The following is an 18,311-nucleotide window of genomic DNA, read 5'->3' on the forward strand; positions in this document are numbered from 1 at the left end:
GAATCCGGGTCGGATGGAACTCGTACTTCCATCCGGCTCTTTTGTTTTTATCGTCATTGTTCCATAGGCAGACTGCTTTTTCGGGTGATGTATACGGTGTTCCCCTCACGTTTGTAGGAGGTGTCTGAAATGACGGTCAGGGCCTGCATGATGTCGTCGATGTCCGATGCGAGGTAGAGTTTTCCGGTGCAGGTTTTTTCCGAAAGGGTTTTATCGCCGATGTCGAACGAAACGTTGTAGTACCGGCCGATTTTCTGCAGGATTTCGGAGATCGTGGCGCGCCGGAACAGCAGCACATTGTCTTTCCAACTGATATACTCTTCGACGTCGACCTCCGATCGAGCGATGCCGTGCAGGGCGTTGTAAGTTGCCATCTGGCCGGGAACTATCTCCATTGCCTCGTTGCCGGTTTCGACGGCGACTTTGCCTGCGACGAGCACCACGGCGCATTGCGGATCGTCGGCATAGGCCGAAACGTTGAATTTCGTGCCGAGGACCCGGACGTCGAATTTGTCGGTATGGACGCGGAAGGGCCGTTCGGGGTTTTCCGTCACTTCAAGGTATATCTCTCCGCTTACCGTGATATCCCGGGTAGGTCCGGCAAATTCGCCCGGAAATTCGAGCTCCGTGCCGGAATTGAGCCACACTTTCGTCCCATCTGCCAACGTAAGGGTAGCCCGTTGGCCGTAAGGAACAACGAGTTTGTTGTTGTTTTGAGCGGGTGACAGGACGGAAGTCTGCTCGTCGGTGACCGTAATGCGTCCCTTGTCTACAACGATCGAGGCATCTCGGGTAAGCGCGACCACTTCTTGTCCTGTGTGGAGTTGGATTTCCTGTTCCGGGAATTGCTCGCCGACGATCGAGGATACAAGGACAACCTCCGGGTTGCGATTTGACAGATAGAATCCCGAAACGAATATAAGAATGATACTTGCCGCTGCGATCAGTTGCCGGACGAACTGCTGTCTCCTCGCTTGACGTTGCCTCTCGGTGGTTGCCCGAATGCGTTTCCACAACTCGTCCAATTGTGCTTCGGAAAGCCGGGAGCCGTTTATCCGAACCGCCTTGAATTGATCGATGGCCCGGTCCAGTTCGTCGGAACACTCCGGATGCTCCTTACGGAACAGCATCCAATAATTATCCAATTCAGGCGTTCGTTGAAGTCGCCATGCTATGAATTTTTTATCATTTAAGAAGCTCGGGCGATCGGGAGTATTGGCTCTGTCATGCATAATTGTCCGATAAGTTCTGTTTTCATTAAAACGAACGAACTTATTTTTTGTGGACAGTTTTCGAAGCTAAAAGTGAATAAATAGCAAAAAAAACGCAAGCGTGGGGTTTCTTTTTGCTGCAAGACGCATCTTATTCATTGCCCGGAAGACGTTTTTTCGAGCCGATTCCGGAGTGATATTCAACAATTGTGCGATCTCTTCGTAACTCATTTCCTGCATGTAGCGAAGATATACGGCTTCCTTTTGACTCGGAGTCAATTCAGACATCAACTCTTCAACTTTTGCCTTTAACCTTTGATATTCTTCTTCGTCAGCAAGGGATTCCTCAATTGAGATCTCAAATCCGGACGGTACGATCTCCGAACAAAAGCAGTCTGTTCGGCTTTCCCGACGGGAGATGTCGATGAGGCGATTTTTTAAACAGCAGAAAAGATAGAATTTTTCATGGTTTTCGCCGGTGAATTTCTCTATCCGGGACTCATTGAGGGCCAACTTACAGAAAACATCGTGGATAGCGTCCATACATATGTCTTTTGGAAATCCCAGCCCTGAGGCATAGTTGTAGAGTACATTTGCATACCTATCGTACAGATCGGATAGTTTATCCGCTTTGTTATCGGCGAAACTGTTTATGATTGGGATGCCTGACATTGTTTTCCGAAATTGTCGAATAAGCAAATATACTAAAATATTTGATAACTTGACTTCCGGATGGTTTTCTATTATCGGCTGACAAATGGATGCAAACCCGCGAATCGTTGCCATCAGCCTGTGTTAGGCTGTATCTGCCAGATTTTTTTACCGACGGAAGATTTTTCGTATTGATGCGGCATAGTCCGCGAATGCCCGTCGATTCCTGAATCCAAAAGCGGCTAATATGTTGTGAGCGAAAATTGCAATTAATCCCTTTTGCTGCTGAAAACCGTTTCATGGTCTTATCGGTCGTTTTCCGGTTGGTATCCATATATGGTCAAAAAAGGGGCGCGACTTGGGAGCGACTCCGGCCTCGCAGAGCGAGCACCTTTGTCGGACAAATGCCAATTTGTCGGACAAAGGTACAGCTCGCTGTTGTCTGGCGACAACAAGAATCCGCGCCGGAAATTTTTTTGTGAAAACTTTGAAAAACCTCCGAAGCGGCTTCCGGGGCGGTCTTTCCCATGTGCAATATTACAACCGTGCGGGCGCCAAAACAAGCCCTCGGTGCGGACTGGCGCGGCCGTGAGCGGACATCGAAATCGAAGCGTTATCCTGTTTATATTGCGGCAGGAATAAAAGAAAGCGTTTGTGAACCATAAAATTGAATCATCCCGAAAGGATATCGTGTCGGTGCGACGGAGATTGTTCCGGGACGAAATTCGTTGTTAAAATTGCTCTTTCCCTCTTTCGGAATAAAGGATATTCATAAACGCTGAATTCCTGAAAGAATGCATTTCTGAATGCAGCAAAAATGCGAAATTTGGCAGAATGGCTATCCCCAAACGCGTGTTGTTGAATCTTTTAAATACTGTATCATGAACATCACCCCTGTAAACATTGCCGTCTGCAATCAGAAAGGTAGCGTTCAGCAAAACGCCGGCGGAAAATGTCAGGGTTCAGTTTCCGTTTGGAATTTATCCGGCATTTTCTTCGGGTAAACGCGGGAATTGAAATCGCTCACCGATCTTACCTTCGATCTGGGTAATGGCTTTGTCGATCATCGGATTCGTGACCTTGGCATAGATCTGAGTCGTGGTCGTATATTTGTGCCCCAGCATTTTTGATACCGTTTCCAGCGGAATGCCGTTCATCAAGGTAACCGTCGTGGCAAAGGTATGCCGCGCCATGTGGAATTTCAGATTCTTCGCAATTCCGCATTGTCTGGCGATCTGTTTCAGGCTGGCGTCCGAGGATTTCAAAGAAGCGACCGGGAAGACCCTGTCCGGATTTCCGGGAAAAAGTCGGTTTAACCGGATTGTCGGAATACGGTACTTTTCAAGGATTGCGTTTGCAACCGAAAGAAGTTTTACCGTAAACGTGACTTTCGTCTTCTGACGGGTACTGCTAATCCACCATGTTCCGTCCGGTGTTTGTTTCAACTCCTCATAACTCAGTTTCGCCAGATCGGCATAGGACAATCCCGTAAAACAGCAGAACAGAAACATATCCCGTGTCCGATCCTGACGCTGCTGCCTGACTTTGCCGATAATTAGTTTATTGATTTCTTCTTCGGGAGATATTCAATTTCCGGCTGGTCGGTAAAGTAGTAGTAATAGGCAAACGGATTCTTGTCTATTTGCCCGTCGTTAAAGGCTTTCTTGACGATATGCTTCAGCGATTTGATCTCAACGCTGCTCGTCGTGTCGGCAAGGCCTTTGACATGCTTCAGATAAGCGGTAAATTTCTCTGCAAAAGACTGATCCAGTTCCGCAAGGGGGACATCCCTGACTTTATAGTTCCGGCAGACGAAGAGACTCAAATCACGTCTTAAGGTTTGATAACGAAGTAAGGAGTGGATGGTACGGTCGACGTCTACACGGGTCTTGTAATCCTTACAGAATTCATCGCATAACTCCAGTAACAGTTTATACTTTCTGCCGAAACCCAGATAAGCATTTTTTACCTTATCGGCGGAAACATATTCGTCATGGTCGCAGATAGACTGATAGTGTTTACCTATCTGGATACGGATATTATCCAGATGGCGGTTGATACGGTCGGCTTCAAAGCTTTTGCCCTTGGCTCTTCCGCCCTTCACTTCCCACAGATGGGGAGGTACGTTGAGTTTGGCGCTGAACTGGGAGATCGTACCGTTGACGGTAATACGGCCCATGACAGGAACTACCGGCTGAGGTTTGTGTTTGTCCTTTTTGAGGTAGAACAGAACCTTGAATGTGCTGCGCATACTCCGAGGAAATTTAGGGGTTAAAACTAATTTCTTCAGAGTTGTCTGTCAAGATGAAACGCGATGCAAGAAATTGCAAATGAATATCTTATATAAGATACAGCAAAACAGACGAGGTAACGATCTGGAAACCGTAACCTCGTCTGGAATTACCTTTTTATGCCGGTCCTTCCCAAAAAGAGAAAACTCTTGCAAATATTAAATCATTGAAAACTCAATATTTACACCATTTTTCATCTCTCGGAATGCAAATGGGTAGTACAAACGTACTATCCATCCGCCCCGTTCTTCACGGTGCGCGAAATTTGCTCGCTTAAAATCAAAACCGGCCCCTGCCCGACGGGTTCCTCCGACCCCTTTCCTTCTGCCATACGGCACAAAAAAACGGGAACCTCCTTTTTCGAAGTTCCCGTTTTTCGGAAGCCCGTGGGCTTATTCCTCGTCGCGGTACATGTGTTCCACATATACGGCGTGCATCATCGCTTCGCGCTTCGCAATCGAAGGCTTGGTGAAGTACTGACGACGGCGGAGCTCCTTCAGGACGCCCGTGCGCTCGTATTTGCGTTTGAACTTTTTCAGGGCGCGCTCGATGTTTTCGCCCTCTTTTACCGGCATGATAATCATAATATTCTCAGTTTTTTGTTGTTTTTTAATTCGTTCGTTTGTTACAGGCTGCGGGGCGTGCATCCTCGATGCCCTCTCCCCTTGAAAAAAGTCGTTTACTCGTCGGCAAGTCCGCTGACAGACCCGAATTGCAGATAGGGAACCAGCCGTGCTGCCTCCTTGCGGGTCATTATGTTCTCTTCAATTAACTCCTCAGCGGTACTCCAACCTCCTTTCAACTGTCTTGCTTTCAGCAATTTTCGTAATACCTGCGGTGCTATGTAGGGGTGTCTCCCCAGCACTTTCGGGCTTGCAAAGTTAATATCAATTTTCCGAATTTTGCAACTATCGCAGTAAATTTGTTTCAAAATCTTTTCATAATTGCGTTCCGTGACTCCCGGAACCTCTGCGAGTTGCTCTGCGCGGAGGAATCCGCCGAGCCGTTCGCGGTAGGTGAGGATCGCCCCGACGGTCTTGGGGCCGATGCCTGAAACGGAGCGCAGGGCGGCTGAATCGGCCGTGTTCAGCTCGACGGGCTCCTCGATCGGATGGGGTTTCCGTTCGGGGAAGATGACGTAGGGTTCGAGCGCCGCGGCCACCGAGTCGCTCACGACGTAGCAGTCGCGCAGCTCCTCCATGTCGTAGATGCCGCTCAGGTCGCGCCAGCGGACGAATGCTTCGGCCTGCCGCTTCGACAGGGCCCCGATGGCCCGCAGGTAGCGGACGCTCACGGTATCGATGCGGAACGGCCGGGGTGTCATCGGTTCGGGGAGGATGCGCCCCGTGCGGTACTCCTCCGGGGCGATGGCGTATTTGCGGCCGATGCGGACCCACGGCGCCAACTGCCGGTAGAGCGAGTCGCTGATGCCGTAGCAGAGCGCCAGATCCTCGGGGATGCGGAACACCTTGCCCGCGGCGCGGTATTTCAGCAGGCTCACGGCTTCGTGTTTCGAAAGCCCCAGTTCCAACAACTCGTCGAATGTCGCCGTGTTGGGGTCGAAGTGCCGCATTGCGGTCGTATCCCGGCGTATCTCCATCACGGCCTCGGCACGGCGGGCCGCCTCGGGGTTGGCCGACGGGCGCACGAGAACCAGCGCCGTGATGAGCAGTCCGGCCAGCGGCAGGAATACCGCAATGGCGCGTATCTCGCGGTCCGAAAAGAGCTTAGCCATTTTTCTTTTGTTTTTCGATCTCCTCCAACGCCCGTTTTACCGAGCCCCAGCGCAGCAGCGACTGTTGTGCTTCGGCTTCGCCGAGTCCCGACGCCTCGGCGACCATGCGCGTTCCGCGGGCCACGAGTTTGTCGTTGGTCAACTGCATGTTGACCATGCGGTTGCCCTCGACGCGCCCCAGACGGATCATTACGGCCGTGGAGAGCATGTTGAGCATCAATTTCTGGGCCGTTCCGGCCTTCATGCGCGTCGATCCGGTCACGAACTCGGGCCCCACGACGGCTTCGAGGGCATACTCCGCTTCGGCCGCTGCGGGCGACGCGGGGTTGCAGGTGATAGAGGCGGTCAGTAACCCGTGGCGGCGCGCCGTGCGCAGTCCGCCGATGACGTAGGGCGTGGTGCCCGACGCCGCGATGCCGATGAGCGTGTCGTCGGCCGTGGGGTGGTAGGGCGCCATGTCGCGCCACGCTCCCTCGGGGTCGTCCTCGGCATGCTCCACGGCCCGGCGCAGCGCCCCGTCGCCCCCGGCGATCAGCCCGATCACCCAATCGAACGGCACGCCGTAGGTCGGAGGCAGTTCCGAAGCGTCGGTGACACCCAGCCGGCCGCTCGTCCCGGCGCCGATGTAGAACATCCGCCCGCCGCACCGCATGCGTTCGACGATGCGTTCGACGAGCTGTTCCATGACGGGAATGGTCTGCCGCACGGCTTCGTGCACGCGGGCGTCCTCGCGGTTGATGCCCGTCAGGATGTCGTGTACCGACATCTGTTGCAGGTCGTCGTAGGCCGAAGCCTGTTCGGTGATTCTATCTTCCATGATGGTATTTCAAAAGCCCTTCTGCGGGCGATTCGACAATGGTTCCGATGCGGTAGCCCTCCGCCGCCAGCGCTTCGCGCAGCAGGGCTTCGAAATGGGCCGCGACGCCGCCTACGAACGAAACGGCAAGCCCCTGCGGGTAGCGGCTCAGGTTGCGGAAGGCGAAGTCGCCGAACGAACGGCGGACCATTTCGCGCACTTCGGGACAATCCGTGTGCGCGAGGATGAAAGGGGCGAACGACGCCAGAAACCGGTTGGCATAGGGTTCGCGGTAGACGCGGCGGATGATCTCCTCGTAACTGAGCCCGGTCGCCGTGAGAAATTCCTCTTTCAGCGGAATGTGTCCCTTGAAGATGCCGTTTACCAAGTTGCGGCCCAGATGCACGCCGCCGCCCTCGTCGCCCAGCACATAACCTAACGGGGGAACGTTTTGTACGATCTCCCCGCCGCGGCACCGACACGAGTTGGATCCCGTGCCGAGGATGCAGGCGATGCCTTCGCCGCGGCCGAAGAGGGCCCGCGCCGCGCCCAGCAGGTCCGACTCGACCGCGATGTCCGACGTCCCGAAATGCGAGGCCAATTCCCGGCGCAGTTTTTCGCTCGCTTCGGGGAAGGTCGCGCCGCATCCGGCGCCGTAGAACCGCACGGCCGTGACCGCTCCGCACGGGGGCAGTTCCGCGAGCGCTTCACGAATCTGCTCCGCGGAGTGCTGCACGGCGTTGATTCCCCGCGTGCGCACGGTCGTCGTGCGCACGCCGTCGTTGGTGATCCATGTGCATTTGGTCGATCCGCTGTCGGCAATGATTAGCATGGGCTAAATATACATATTTAATATAAAAAATCGAAAAAAACAGACCAACTAAATTTTTTAGTTTGAAAACTATGAAAAATAGTTGCATGTGAAATTTTTTTAGTTACCTTTGCCTGAGTAGAGTCCGGTTTCAAGGGTAACGGCAGGTTTTCGGGTTTCCGGGCCTGATCTGCGCCTTTGCCGAAAATAATAATATGATGGAAAAACTGACACGCAGGGAAGAGGAGCTGATGCGCTGCTTCTGGGAGCACGGACCGCTGTTCGTGCGGGAACTGGTGGCCCTGTCGCCTGATCCCAAACCCCATTTCAACACCCTTTCGACCATGGTGCGCGCGTTGGAGACCAAAGGGTATGTAGGTCACAACTCCTTCGGAAGTACCTACCAGTATTATCCGCTGGTCACCGAGGAGGAGTTCTCCCGCTCGACGCTCGGAAGCGTCATCAGCCGCTATTTCGAAAATTCCTACCTCGGGGCTGTTTCGGCACTGGTCGAGGAGGAGAAGATTTCGGTCGATGAACTGCGCCGCCTGATCGACCGCATCGAGCACGAAAACCGCCGGTAGCCATGTATGACCTGATGATCTACAGCCTGAAAGTCGGAGCTTGTCTGGCTGTTTTCTACCTGTTTTTCAAACTGCTGCTGAGCCGCGAGACTTTCCACCGCTTCAATCGCATCGTGGTGCTGGGGGCGATGGTGCTCTCGTTCGTGCTGCCGCTGTGCGTGATAACCGTCTACCGCGAGATGCCCGTCCTGCCGGAATTTCCGGCGGAAGAGATGGCGACGGCCGTTGCCGCCGAACCGATTCCGGCGCCTTTTCCGTGGGAGAAACTGGCCGGAGGAGCGTTTCTGACTGGAGCCGTCGCCGCGCTTCTCTGGACCTGCTGGTCGCTTTTCGGCGTGGTGCGCCTCGTGAGGCGGGGACGCCGCGAACGGCTGGAGGACGGGTCGGTGCTGGTGCGCACGGACCGGGCCGTGACGCCTTTCAGTTGGGGGCGTTACATCGTCATGTCCGGGAAGGACCTCGCCGAGAACGGCGACGCCATCCTGCTGCACGAACGCGCCCACCTGCGGCTGCGCCATTCGGTCGACCTGATCGTGACCGATGTCGCGGGCTGCCTGCAGTGGTTCAACCCGGCGATGTGGCTGCTGCGCCGCGAGCTGCGGGCCATCCACGAGTACGAGGCCGACGAGGCGGTGCTCGAAAGCGGTGTCGATGCCAAGAGTTATCAGTTGTTGTTAATAAGGAAAGCTGCCGGCGGGAGGTGGTACTCAGTCGCCAACAGCTTTAATCACAGTAAACTTAAAAACCGAATTACCATGATGTTACGCAAAAGATCGTCGCGGTGGGCCGGAGTCAAAGCACTCCTGTTGTTGCCGCTTATGGGCGTGGCCCTCGGGGCTTTCGCCGAAACCGCCTACCGTTTTCCGGAGGACAAAGTTACAAAAGAAAAACCGGTAATCCGCATCCGGGGCGTGAAATCTTCGCCCGGCAAGGAGCCGCTGGTGCTGGTCGACGGTCGGGAGACCGACAAGATGGATACCCTCAAACCCGAACGGATCGAGGCGATTTCCGTGCTCAAAGATTCGACGACGAAGGCTGCTTACGGTGAAAAAGCCAAATACGGCGTGATTCTTGTAACGATGAAAAAAGATACGGAGCCGACGAATCACATGTATCTTGCGATGACAAAGGCGAAGGTTCTTCCCGGAAAATCGGTGACTGTGACTTCGGCCGACAGCATCGGAACGGTGGTCACATCGGGCAAACCGGACGAAGTGCGGGTGATCGGTTACGGGACGAAACCCAAAGACGGGAATTCCGTCCGGGTCCGGGGACTGAGGGCATCGGATCCCAAATCGGTGGTCTATCTGGTCGACGGGGTTAGGGTGCCGGAGATCGAGTCGCTCGATCCCGACCGGATCCAGAGCATCTCGGTGCTGAAAGAGTCTTCCGTTCCTGCGGAGTATGCCGAGGAGGGGTACGACGGTGTGATTATGATCACGACCAAGCGGGAGGCTGCCGATGCGCGGCGGCCCGCTGTAAAATCTGGCGAAAGTTCCCCGGAAAGTTCGACGACGATTTACAAGGGCCGTGTTACGGTCAGGAACGATTTTCCGGAAGGTACGCTGATCCTTATCAATGGTAAGGAATCCTCTCAGGCAGATGTCAATGCTCTGAAGCCCGGAAAGATCCGGAAAATGACCGTCTACAAGGGCGACGAGGCTGTGAAACGTTACGGCGAGAAGGGGCGCAACGGCGTGGCCGACATCCGCGTCCGGAAGTAAGGCTTAAAGGAGATACACCATAAGCAGATAAAAAGTTCAGCAGGGGGACGGAGCCATTCCGTCCCCTTTTTCGTGCCGTGGTTACTTGAACTCGACGATCTCGGGACGTGTCGGACGGTAGCGGTACTGCTCCATGCGCGTGGAGTTCGAGAGGCGGAAATATTCGCTCTCGACCAGCCCGTTCTTGCCGAAAGCGATGCCCAGCCGGATTTGTATCGTGTTGAACACCAGCCGTTCGTTTCGCAGCCGCACGCCCAGTCCGAACGAGGTGAAGAAGTCGTTCTTGAAGATGTTGGGCGAATAGCCGATCAGCCCGAAATCGGCGAATCCGAAGACGGCGATGCGGAATCCCAGCGGCTGATAGGGAGTGAAAATTACCGTCTCGGTGTTGAGGATCATGCGGTTGGTGCCGATGATGTGCTCCTTGAGGGCCTGCAGTCCGTCGATGCGGGTGAAGCGGATGCTTTCGTCGCTGCCTGTGCCGCGGTTCCAGCCTTGGGTGTAGTTGAAGGCGAGGAACTGGCGGATGCGGCTGCGCCGGAAGAGGAACAGGTTGGAGAACCACCGCAGGTCGACATCCACGGCGCTGCGCTGCCACATGCCGTCGTTGAGGTCGATGTAGCTTCCCAGCGTGAATCCGCCCATGATGTAGCCCACGCCGCGAAATCCTCCGGTTTCGTAGCTCATGCCCAGATACATGGCGTCGTTGAACTCGCCCCACGAATAACCGGTCGTCAGTTCGGCCTTGTAACCGGTCGCAAGGTACTCGCGGAGTCCGAATCCGTAGATCATGTTGGCCGTGTAGAATTTCTCGCGGTAGAGTCCCGCTCCGACCAGCAGGGCGTCCTGATCGTGCAGCGCCGGATTGAAATGAGGCCCCACCAGCGGACGGCGGCTGACGCGGCGGTAGTTGTAGCGCCCCGTGAGGTAGACGCTCGAATTGATCCGCCGCAGGAAGTGGGAGTAACCGCCCCAAGCGTCGAGGTTGCGCTCCTTGACCAGCAGCGAGGTGTCCTGCTCGACCATGTAACGCTTGGCCTTGATGTCGCTGTAGGTGAGGCCGATTTCGTAGTCGGTGGGCTTGATGAACTCCTTGCGCAGCCCCATGTCGAGCGTCGAGTTGTAGAAGTCGCGCCCGGCGGCGAACTCCGCGGTGTAGAAGGTTCCCAGCACGTTGGGAATCTCGTATTCGACCATGTTGCCGCCGTAGGAGAAATCCTTGCGGCTGAAGTTGGTCATGAATTTGAGCTTGTTGCCCCATCCGAGGATGTTGGCGTCGGAGAGCCCGACCATCGTCCGGCCCTCGGAGTGGAGCCCCCCGTCGACCGTGATGGTCCAACTGTCGCGCGTGGTGATGGAGAGGTTGACGCGCGTCGAGTCGAACGCGTCGGGCAGCACCGCGACGTCGATGTCGGCGATGTAGCCGCGCGAGCGGATCAGTTGTTTGTTGCGCACGACGAGTTCCGGGTCGAGCGTGTCGCCCGGTTCGAAGAGCAGGTCGCGGCGGATGACGCGTTCGCGGGTCAGTCGGTGGGTCTTGTTGGCGGTGCGTTCGAGCCAGTTGCCCCCGGGCTCGAAGATTTGCTGGCGGTTGATGGTGATTTCGCCGATGGTTTTTCCGGAGTAGGGCTCCAGCAGACGGCTTTCGTCGGTCACACGGCCGCTCATGGTGGTGTCGAGGACGGGTTTCACGAAAAGCATCTGGTAGAGCATGCGCGGCACGGCGCGGCGGTTGGTCTTCGACTGGATGCTGTCGTAGAGCCGCTTGTTGCGGGCCGAGGCGTCGGGATTCGACACGCGGGCGCTGTCCGGGGTGAAACGGTCGGGAGTATGCGCGCCGGGGCCTGCGACGCGGGCAAAGGAGGCGGTTGCCGCCGCAGTCAGGATCAGTACCAATATGCAGAACCGGGCATACATTGTCCAAAGATAACGTTTTTTTCCGGTATAAAGTATGAAATACTGCATCCGGGAGCGCTCCGGATGCGAAAAAAGGTCCACCCGATGGGTGAACCTTTTTCTATTGCGTCGGCCGGGCGGAGTGTTCGGCGGGTCGCGCTGCCCCCCCCCTCCTCCGGATTATCGTTGGACACTCCTCTGCCCCTCCTCGGATTATCGGCGGCCTTCCTTGGCCTCGATGCATTCGGTGGCATGGGGCACCTTCATCAGCCGCTCCTTGGGAATGAGCTTGCCGGTGGTCTTGCAGATGCCGTAAGTCTTGTTCTCGATGCGCACGAGCGCCATTTCGAGGTTGCGGATGAACTTCATCTGATGAGCCGCCAGCCGGCCGCTCTCCTCTTTCGAGAGGGTGGCGGCGCCCTCCTCCAGCACTTTGAACGTCGGCGATGTATCCTCGGTGTCGTTGTCGGCCGTATGGGTGATCGTGGCGCGCAGCAGCTCATAGTCCGCGCGGGCGTTCTCGAGCTTTTTCAGGATAAGCTGCTTGAACTCTTCGAGTTCCGCGTCGCTGTACCGTGTTCTTTCGTCTGCCATAGTCGTATCCTCCTTGTTTTGGTTTCATGTAAAATTAAGCAATATTTCCGATATTACCAAATTTTACAGGATATATCGGGACTATATCCGCGTCACCGCGATGCGCAGGGGCTCTTCGTCGACATCGGTCTCCACGACCGCCTCTCCGGACGGCTCTGCCGCGGCTTTTACCTCCACGGCGAGGGTCTGCGATGCGATGTAGTCGGCGAAGCGGGCGATGCCGTCGGCCACGCAGGGCTTGTCTTCGATTTCGACACGGATCTTGTCCGTGACCTCGAATCCGGACTCCTTGCGGATATTCTGGATGCGGTTTATCAACTCGCGTGCCACACCTTCGGCTTTCAGCTCCTCGGTGACCGTAATGTCGAGCGCCACGGTGAGTTTCCCTTCGGAAGCGACCAGCCATCCGGGCATGTCCTCCGAGGTGATCTCGAAGTCGGCGGGCGTCACGGTGATCTGCTCCCCGCCGAGGTCGAGCACCGTTTCGGGTGCCGCTTCCACTTCGGCGATGCGCTCCTGCGAGAACTCTGCGACGAGGGCGGCGATCTGCTTCATGTACTTGCCGTAACGGGGCCCGAGGGTCTTGAAGTTGGGCTTGATACGCTTGGTAATCAGTCCCGTGGTCTTCTCGATCAGCTCCACCTCCTTGACGTTCACTTCGCCCATGATGAGGTTCTTCACCGCGGCGATATGCTCCGCCATGGCGGGGTCGAGTACCGGGATCAGGATTTTGGTCAGCGGCTGGCGCACCTTGATCGACACCTTGCGGCGCAGGGCCAGCACCATCGACGAGACCTTCTGGGCCAGCGACATCATCTCTTCGAGGCGCGCGTCGATCAGCTTCTCGTCGGCCTTGGGGAAAGTCGAGAGGTGCACCGATTCGTCGCTGTGACGGCCGCTCACGGCGTTGAGGTCGGTGAAGATGCGGTCGGAGATGAACGGTGCGAACGGCGCCACGAGCATCGAGACGGTCTCCAGACAGGTGTATAACGTCTGGTAGGCAGCCAGTTTGTCCTCCGACATGCCGCCGCCCCAGAACCGCTTGCGGTTGAGGCGCACATACCAGTTCGAAAGGTTCTCGCCCACGAACTCCTGAATGGCGCGGGCCGCCGGGGTCGGGTCGTAGTTTTCCAGCGATTCGGTCACCTCTTTCACCAGCGTATTCAAAAGCGAGATGATCCAGCGGTCGATCTCGGGGCGCTTCTCCATCGGCACCTCGGGCTCCTTGCCCGTGAACGAATCCACGTTGGCGTAGAGGGCGAAGAACGAGTAGGTGTTGTAGAGGGTTCCGAAGAACTTGCGGCGCACTTCATCGACGCCGTCCTTGTCGAATTTGAGGTTGTCCCACGGCTGCGAGTTGGAGATCATGTACCAGCGCGTCGCGTCGGCTCCGTAGGTGTCGAGCACCTCGAACGGATCGACGGCGTTGCCCAGCCGCTTCGACATCTTGTTGCCGTTCTTGTCCAGCACCAAGCCGTTCGAAATGATGTTTTTGAACGCTACCGAGTCGAACAGCATCGAGGCGATGGCGTGCAGCGTGAAGAACCAGCCGCGCGTCTGGTCGACGCCCTCGGCGATGAAATCGGCGGGGTAAACTTCGTTGAAGCCCTCCTTGTTCTCGAACGGGTAGTGCACCTGCGCATAGGGCATGGCGCCCGAGTCGAACCACACGTCGATCAGGTCCGACTCGCGCTTCATCGGCTCGCCTTTCGACGAGACCAGCACGATCGAATCCACATAGGGACGGTGCAGGTCGATGTTCTCGGTCGAATAGTTCTCCTTCGACATGTCGCCGACCTTGAAATTCCTGTACGGGTTCTCCTTCATCACGCCCGCGGCGATCGACTTCTCGATTTCGCCCATCAGCTCTTCGACCGAACCGATGCACTTCACCTCCGAGTAGTCCTCGGTAGCCCATACGGGCAGCGGAGTTCCCCAGAAGCGCGAACGCGAGAGGTTCCAGTCCACCAGTCCCTCGAGCCACTTGCCGAAGCGGCCCGTTCCGGTCGATTCGGGTTTCCAGCGGATCGTCTTGTTCAGTTCGATCATCTTGTCGCGCAGCGCCGTGGTGCGGATGAACCACGAGTCGAGCGGGTAGTACAATACGGGCTTGTCCGTCCGCCAGCAGTGGGGGTAGGAGTGGGTGTGTTTCTCGATCTTGAAAGCCTTGTTCTCGGCCTTCAGCATCACCGAGATGTCGATGTCCAGCGTCGGGTCGGTGTCGCACAGCCGCTCGTCGTAGACGTTCTTCACATAGCGGCCCGCATACTCCGCGTATTTCGCGGCGTCGACGTTCGTCTTCACGAACTCCGGGTCGAGGTCTTCGACGAGGAAGAATTTGCCCTGCTTGTCGACCATCGGCTGGTTCTTGCCGGCGCGGTCGACCATGAAGAGCGGCGCGATGCCTGCGACTTTCGCCACACGGTCGTCATCGGCGCCGAACGTCGGGGCGATATGCACGATGCCCGTACCGTCGGAGGTGGTCACATAATCGCCGACGATCACGCGGAACGCGTCGCCCATCGGCTTCACCCACGGGATCAACTGCTCGTAGCGGATGCCCTCCAGCTCGGGCCCCATCCACGTCTTTTCCGCAACCTCGTAGGTGCCCTCCATCTTCTTGGTGAAGTACGATCCCAGCAATTCTTTGGCGAGGATGACCGTCTGCGGCCGGTCGGTATAGGGGTTTCGGCACTTGACTTTCACATATTCGATCGCGGGGCCCACGGCCAGCGCGGTGTTCGACGGCAGGGTCCACGGCGTGGTGGTCCATGCGAGGAAATAGAGCTCGCCCTCGACTCCGTCGAAGAGTTTCTCGCTCTTCGCGTCGCGGATCACGCGGAACTGCGACGTGCAGGTCGTGTCCTTCACGTCGCGGTAGCAGCCCGGCTGGTTCAGTTCGTGGGTCGAGAGACCCGTTCCGGCGGCCGGCGAGTAGGGCTGGATGGTGTAGCCCTTGTAGAGCAGGCCCTTGTCGAAGAGCTGCTTCAGGAGCCACCACAGCGTCTCGATGTATTTGTTGTCGTAGGTGATGTACGGGTCGTCCATGTTGACCCAGTAGCCCATCTTGCGCGTGAGGTTCTCCCAAGCGCCCGTGAACTCCATCACCGCCTCGCGGCATGTGCGGTTGTACTCCTCGATCGAGATTTTCTTGCCGATGTCTTCCTTGGTGATGCCGAGTTTCTTCTCGACGCCCAGCTCCACGGGCAGTCCGTGGGTGTCCCATCCTGCCTTGCGGTGCACGAGGTAGCCCTGCTGCGTTTTGTAGCGGCAGATGATGTCCTTGATCGTGCGGGCCATGACATGGTGAATGCCCGGCATGCCGTTGGCCGAGGGAGGCCCTTCGTAGAATACGAACGCGGGGTGTCCCTCGCGGGTGTCGATGCTCTTGTGAAATGTGTCACGGGCGTCCCACTCGCCGAGCACGTCGGCGGCTACGCCGGCCAGATCGAGGCCTTTATACTCCTTGAACTTCATATCGGTAAGAAATTTCTTCGCTGTTTTTCTGACAGGCAGCAAAGATATAAAAAAGATTTAATAATCGGACGTTTTTTTAAGTCCGATTATCAAGATGCAGCTATGGCGGAGCGGAGTTATTCCGGGATGGGGACGTCGAGCCAGAAGCACGAACCCTGACCGACGGCCGAGTCGACGCCGACGCGTCCGCCCAACTGTTCGGCGATCGACTTGCAGATCGAGAGCCCGAGGCCGGTCCCCTGCGTGAAAGTGTCGAGTTTGACGAAGCGTTCGAAGATGCGTTCGTGTTCCCCGGGGGCGATGCCGATGCCCGTGTCGCGGACGTAGAAGCGTACATGGCCGGAAGTCTCGCGGAATCCGATCGTTATCGACCCTTCCTGCGTGAATTTCAGTGCATTGCGGGTGAAGTTGCCGATAATCCGGCTGATTCCCTGCTTATATCCCCGGATCGGGAGCGGCGGAAGGTTCTCCTCGATGCACAATTCCACGTTCGGAGGACACTGGAACCGGAACATGCCGGCCGTTTCGAGGCAGAACTCCCGCGCGTCGAAGACCGTGCGGACGATTTCCGACCGGCCCGCTTCGATGAGCGCGAGGTCGAGCACGTCGGAGATGATCTGCAACAGCAGCGTGTTGTTGCGCTGGATGATGTCGCTGTACTCCTTGCGGGTCTCGCTCTTCGGCTCGTGGGCGAGCAGTTCCGAGAATCCGACGATGGCATTCAGCGGCGTGCGGATCTCGTGGCTCATGTTGGCCAGAAAGGCCGATTTGAGTTTGTTGGCCTCTTCGGCGTGCTCCTTTGCCTTGCGCAGCTCCTCTTCGGTGCGTTTGAGTTCGGTGATGTCGTAGTTGACGCACGCCAGATCGATCACGCCCTCCTCCGGACGGTAGTCGCGGCAGACGACGTGGGTCATGAGCCAGCGTGTGGGCTCGTTCGGGCGGATGACGCGCACCTCGTCGGCGCAGGAGGAGATTTCGCCGCGTTCGAGGGCCGCGAGCAGTTGCCTCAGGTGGGCCCGGTCGTCGGGATGGACGTGCCGCCACGTCCCGATGATCTGTGCGACGGGCATATCTTCTGTCTCTCCGTAGTTCTGTACCCAGGGACCTTTGGTGTAACCCTCTCCGGTAAGGGGGTTGTAGCTGACGCAGCCCACATGCGCGAAGTCCGAAATGAGACTGAACAGGTTCTCGAAATCGGCCAGTTGCTCCCGGCTGCGCGTGGCTTCGGTGACGTCTTCGAGCAGGATGACCAGTTCGTCGTCATCGCCCGGAGTGTTGTAGATCAGGCTGCGGCAGACGTATCCGGTAGGGCTTTCCCAAGTGTATTCCCCGTAGGCGCGCGAGGGGATGCGCTGGAATACGGGGATATGGTTCCGGGGGTCCACTCCCACCTCGCCGGCTGTTTTGCCCACATAATCCCGCGTGCGGATGCCTAAGATCGTGCCGGCCTGCTGGTTGATGTACGAGAGCAGGAAATCGACGGCCTCGCCCGTCTTGTCGCGCAGGATGTTGACGCGTACATAGCCGATCGGCAGGTGCTCGATCAGTTGTGCGAGGTGGCTGTAATTGCGCTGCGTCGCCTGATAGCTCCGGTTGATGGCGGTGAGTTCCGCGTTTTCGGGATCGTCGTCCGTGATGCAGCGGATGGTCCCGAAAGCCGTCCGGGCGTTCGTCGTCGGATCGGTCCGGACATCCACGGCTTTGATTTGCAGACATTTGTTTCCTTTCGCCGTGACGAACGTTTCGTCAAGCGTGTCGGTGACCTTGAGCGCTGCGCAGCGGGTGTAGATGCGTGCCCTATGTTCCTCTCCGGGCAGCAGGTAGATGTCGTCGAACGGAATGCGGGTGTCGTCGGCGCCGATGAGTTCTGCCGCCAGCCGGGAACAGGTCATTTCGCGCTGTCCGAAGTCGAGCCGCCACCACCCGATGCCCGATGCGTCGAGAAATTGCTGAAGCAGCTCAGCGGAAACAGGATGTTCTGCGTTCATGGAAATTATTCCGTAAGTTTACGAATGAAGCGGGCGGGATTCCCTGCGGCGACCGAGTCGGCCGGGACGTCGCGCGTCACGACGGCTCCGGCGCCGACGACCGCACGGTCGCCGATCGTGACGCCCGGGCAGTCGCCCCGCCGCCGATCCAGCAGTCGTCGCCGACGGTGATCGGGCGCCCGGCCTCGAGCCCCGTCCGGCGTTCGGGGGCCTCCATCGGGTGAATGGCGGTGAGCAACTGCACTTTGGGACCTATGAGCGAGTGGCGGCCGATGCGGATCGGCGCAAGGTCGAGGAACACGCAGTCGAAATTGACGAACGAGCCTTCGCCGATCGAGATGTTGACGCCGTAGTCGCAGTAGAACGGTTCGCGGATGAATCCCTCGCAGTCGGGGCACAGTTCGCGCAGCGTGGCGCGGTAGGCCTCGTCATGGCCGCACAATTCGGCGTTGAGCCGGTGCATGAGACGGGTGGCCCGGTCGCGGAGGGCCGTGAGCTCGGGGTCCTGCGGCGTGAACCACTCCCCGCTGAGCATCTTTTCCCGTTCGGTCAT

At 57.1% G+C, this 18,311-nt stretch carries 14 protein-coding genes and 1 pseudogene; 2 read left to right on the plus strand and 13 right to left on the minus strand.

The window, feature by feature from the left end; genetic code table 11:
• Positions 1-53: 53 nt before the first annotated feature.
• From BN5935_RS08545 to BN5935_RS08575, 8 genes are all read right to left on the minus strand, one after another.
• Entirely contained in the window at positions 54-1,232 is a 1,179-nt protein-coding gene (locus BN5935_RS08545; RefSeq protein WP_064975737.1) for a FecR family protein, read from the minus strand.
• Positions 1,233-1,298: 66 nt separating this feature from the next.
• Entirely contained in the window at positions 1,299-1,997 is a 699-nt protein-coding gene (locus tag BN5935_RS08550; protein WP_082944072.1) for an RNA polymerase sigma factor, read from the minus strand.
• Between the two features lie 845 nt (positions 1,998-2,842).
• On the minus strand, positions 2,843-3,448 hold the full coding sequence (locus BN5935_RS15530) for a site-specific integrase (RefSeq protein WP_394330955.1): 606 nt from the start codon (positions 3,446-3,448) through the stop codon (positions 2,843-2,845).
• Positions 3,418-4,113, minus strand: coding sequence for a phage integrase SAM-like domain and Arm DNA-binding domain-containing protein (locus BN5935_RS15535; RefSeq protein WP_235821053.1), 696 nt, complete (start codon positions 4,111-4,113; stop codon positions 3,418-3,420). Before BN5935_RS15535 ends, BN5935_RS15530 begins: the two co-directional genes overlap by 31 nt.
• A gap of 432 nt (positions 4,114-4,545) precedes the next feature.
• Positions 4,546-4,737, minus strand: a complete 192-nt coding sequence (rpsU, locus tag BN5935_RS08560; RefSeq protein WP_064975738.1) for a 30S ribosomal protein S21 — start codon at positions 4,735-4,737, stop codon at positions 4,546-4,548.
• Between the two features lie 95 nt (positions 4,738-4,832).
• Positions 4,833-5,888, minus strand: a complete 1,056-nt coding sequence (locus BN5935_RS08565; RefSeq protein WP_064975739.1) for a helix-hairpin-helix domain-containing protein — start codon at positions 5,886-5,888, stop codon at positions 4,833-4,835.
• Positions 5,881-6,705, minus strand: coding sequence for an N-acetylmuramic acid 6-phosphate etherase (locus tag BN5935_RS08570; RefSeq protein WP_064975740.1), 825 nt, complete (start codon positions 6,703-6,705; stop codon positions 5,881-5,883). The genes BN5935_RS08565 and BN5935_RS08570 overlap by 8 nt, the downstream gene beginning before the upstream one ends.
• A complete protein-coding gene (locus BN5935_RS08575) occupies positions 6,695-7,516 on the minus strand; it encodes an ATPase (RefSeq protein ID WP_064975741.1) in 822 nt (273 codons plus the stop codon). The genes BN5935_RS08570 and BN5935_RS08575 overlap by 11 nt, the downstream gene beginning before the upstream one ends.
• A gap of 197 nt (positions 7,517-7,713) precedes the next feature.
• Here BN5935_RS08575 and BN5935_RS08580 point away from each other — a divergent pair, with 197 nt between their 5' ends.
• Positions 7,714-8,079, plus strand: a complete 366-nt coding sequence (locus tag BN5935_RS08580; protein ID WP_064975742.1) for a BlaI/MecI/CopY family transcriptional regulator — start codon at positions 7,714-7,716, stop codon at positions 8,077-8,079.
• 2 nt (positions 8,080-8,081) lie between these two features.
• Complete coding sequence (locus tag BN5935_RS08585; protein WP_064975743.1) at positions 8,082-9,803, plus strand: M56 family metallopeptidase; 1,722 nt, start codon at positions 8,082-8,084, stop codon at positions 9,801-9,803.
• Between the two features lie 81 nt (positions 9,804-9,884).
• Here BN5935_RS08585 and BN5935_RS08590 read toward each other — a convergent pair whose 3' ends face one another.
• The 5 genes and pseudogenes from BN5935_RS08590 to BN5935_RS08610 form a co-directional block, all read right to left on the minus strand.
• Entirely contained in the window at positions 9,885-11,720 is a 1,836-nt protein-coding gene (locus BN5935_RS08590) for a BamA/TamA family outer membrane protein (RefSeq protein WP_064975744.1), read from the minus strand.
• Positions 11,721-11,912: 192 nt separating this feature from the next.
• Positions 11,913-12,293: a TraR/DksA family transcriptional regulator gene (locus tag BN5935_RS08595; RefSeq protein WP_009598700.1), complete on the minus strand. Its 381-nt coding sequence runs from the start codon at positions 12,291-12,293 to the stop codon at positions 11,913-11,915.
• 81 nt (positions 12,294-12,374) lie between these two features.
• Positions 12,375-15,770 carry an isoleucine--tRNA ligase gene (ileS, locus tag BN5935_RS08600; protein ID WP_064975745.1) on the minus strand — a complete coding sequence of 1,132 codons (3,396 nt, stop codon included), beginning with the start codon at positions 15,768-15,770 and terminating at the stop codon, positions 12,375-12,377.
• Positions 15,771-15,886: 116 nt separating this feature from the next.
• Positions 15,887-17,758, minus strand: a complete 1,872-nt coding sequence (locus BN5935_RS08605) for a PAS domain-containing sensor histidine kinase (RefSeq protein ID WP_064975746.1) — start codon at positions 17,756-17,758, stop codon at positions 15,887-15,889.
• A gap of 5 nt (positions 17,759-17,763) precedes the next feature.
• A pseudogene (locus BN5935_RS08610) lies at positions 17,764-18,311 on the minus strand (sugar O-acetyltransferase).

The organism is Alistipes provencensis (assembly GCF_900083545.1).
Taxonomy (GTDB): Bacteria; Bacteroidota; Bacteroidia; order Bacteroidales; family Rikenellaceae; genus Alistipes; species Alistipes provencensis.